The organism is Pseudoxanthomonas daejeonensis, assembly GCF_010093205.1.
GTDB classification, from domain to species: Bacteria; Pseudomonadota; Gammaproteobacteria; order Xanthomonadales; family Xanthomonadaceae; genus Pseudoxanthomonas; species Pseudoxanthomonas daejeonensis.
Map to the genome: position 1 here is coordinate 1 of NZ_PDWN01000026.1, position 1,258 is coordinate 1,258.

A 1,258-nucleotide genomic window follows, 5' to 3' on the forward strand; every position below is an offset into this window, starting at 1 on the left:
CGGTAGTTCCTTCGGTTCAGTGGACACCCTGACCTAACCCTCAGGAGTGTCCCAATGCCAAAGCCTGGCCCCAGAACCATCTCTCGCTACAGCGATGAGTTCAAAGCCGCTGCCGTCCGCCTAAGCCAGCAACCTGGCGTCCTGGTCAGCGACGTCGCCCAGTCGCTTTACATCCATCCCTACATGCTGTCTCGTTGGCGCAGACTCGCCCGGGAGGGAATCATCGTGACCAAGGGTGTGCAGGTTGATCCGGAAGTTGCCACGGAGCTGAAGGCGCTTCGCCAGATCAAGCGGCAGTACGAGCAGCTCAAGGTCGAGCATGACCTTTTAAAAAAAGCGATCGCGTTCACTTCCGGTCGAAAGGCGAAATCTTCGCCTTCATCGAACATCACAAAGAAGCCTGTCCGGTGAGGGTCATGTGCCGCCTTTACGGCGTCAGCGCCGCCGGTTACTACGCCTGGGTTCGTCGGCCGGCCAGCGCCCGGGCGATGGAGGATGCAGTGCTGGTCGAGAAGATCCGGCAGGTGCATGGCGCCAGCCGCGAAACCTATGGCAGCCCGCGGGTGCATGCCGCGCTGCGGCGCCAAGGTGAGCAGGTGGGTCGCCGCCGCGTGGAACGCCTGATGCGCGAGGAAGGCGTGCGCGCCTGTTCGGCCGGGCTCTATCGGCGACGGCCCGGACTGGCGCGGTTCCTGGAAAGCGTCCCCAGCCGTGCCCATGAGGCTCCCTGTAGCGGGCCGGACCAGGTCTGGGTCGGTGATGTGACCTACCTCAAGGTCGAAGGCCAATGGCGCTACCTGGCCACGGTCATGGACCGGTACTCGCGGCGGCTGCTGGGCTGGTCGCTGGGGGTGGAGCGCACGGCGGCGCTGACCGGCCGCGCCCTGGCCGCGGCCCTGCGTACGCGCTCGCCGGCATGCGATACGCTGTTCCACAGTGATCGGGGGATCGAGTTCATGGCGGGGGATTTCCGGCGCCGGCTGGGACGCGCCGGGTTGGTGCAGTCGGTCAACAGGCCCAGGCGGATGAACGACAACGCGCACATGGAGTCATGGAACAGGTCGATGAAGTCGGACATGCACCACCGTGGCACATTCGACAGCGACCGGTCGCTGCGCATGGCCATCGACGACTACGTCAGGTTCTACAACCACCAGCGGCTGCATTCGGCGCTGGGGTACCGCTCACCGGTGGAGTTCGAGCAGTGCTGCTAGAGAGCCGGTGTCCACTTTTTCGTAGGAACTGCCACCCGCTTCGC

2 protein-coding genes are annotated in these 1,258 nt (G+C 64.6%); both read left to right on the forward strand.

Features of this window, described 5'->3' with window-relative positions; all coding sequences use genetic code 11:
• The first annotated feature begins 54 nt into the window (after positions 1-54).
• Positions 55-411: a transposase gene (locus tag CSC65_RS16035; RefSeq protein WP_162411589.1), complete on the forward strand. Its 357-nt coding sequence runs from the start codon at positions 55-57 to the stop codon at positions 409-411.
• Positions 381-1,214, forward strand: coding sequence for an IS3 family transposase (locus CSC65_RS16040; protein WP_238390437.1), 834 nt, complete (start codon positions 381-383; stop codon positions 1,212-1,214). The genes CSC65_RS16035 and CSC65_RS16040 overlap by 31 nt, the downstream gene beginning before the upstream one ends.
• Positions 1,215-1,258 lie beyond the last annotated feature (44 nt).

Excerpts from the sequence above, each read along its gene's own strand:
- CSC65_RS16035 (WP_162411589.1), top strand. The coding sequence starts at position 55 with ATGCCAAAGCCTGGCCCCAGAACCATCTCTCGCTACAGCGATGAGTTC.